The 698-nt window shown below is 65.5% G+C and carries 1 protein-coding gene; it reads left to right on the top strand.

Going from position 1 to position 698, the window contains the following annotated elements:
• On the top strand, positions 1–698 hold a 698-nt coding region (locus tag J8I82_RS37860; RefSeq protein ID WP_209765759.1), incomplete at both ends, for an efflux RND transporter permease subunit.

Here is a 698-nt window from a genome sequence, read left to right as displayed (position 1 = left end):
ACCGGCCTGACGCTGCCGATCGCGCTGATCGGCACCTTCGGCGTGATGTATATGTGCGGCTTCACCCTCAACGTGATCACGCTGATGGCGTTGTCGCTGTGCGTGGGCCTGCTGATCGACGACGCCATCGTGGTGCGCGAGAACATCGTGCGCCACAACCTGATGGGCAAGGATCACCGCAGCGCGGCGCTGGACGGCACCAACGAAATCGGGCTGGCGGTGCTGGCCACCACCTTCTCGATCGTGGCGGTGTTCCTGCCGGTCGGCTTCATGGGCGGGATCATCGGGCGCTTCTTCCACCAGTTCGGTATCACTGTGGTAGCGGCAGTGCTGATCTCGATGTTCGTGTCGTTCACGCTGGACCCGATGCTGTCCTCCGTATGGCACGATCCGGACCTGCACGGCACCGGCAACAAGACGAGCTGGTACGGACGCACCATCGGCCGCATGCTCGACTGGTTCTCGGCGCGCATGGACCGCCTCGGCAACGGCTACGCCGCGATGCTCGGCTGGGCGCTGAAGCACCGGCTGGCGACCGCGATCATCGCGGCAGTGACCTTCTTCGGCAGCTTTGCGCTGGTGCCGCTGATCGGCACGGAATTCGTGCCCAACGCCGACCTGGGCGAGACGCAGGTCGGCTTCACCACGCCGGTGGGCACGTCGCTCGAAGTGACCGAGGCCAAGGTGCGGCAGGTGGA

The organism is Cupriavidus consociatus, assembly GCF_017814975.1.
Taxonomy (GTDB): Bacteria; Pseudomonadota; Gammaproteobacteria; order Burkholderiales; family Burkholderiaceae; genus Cupriavidus; species Cupriavidus consociatus.
This window is presented reverse-complemented; position numbering and strand designations above follow the sequence as displayed.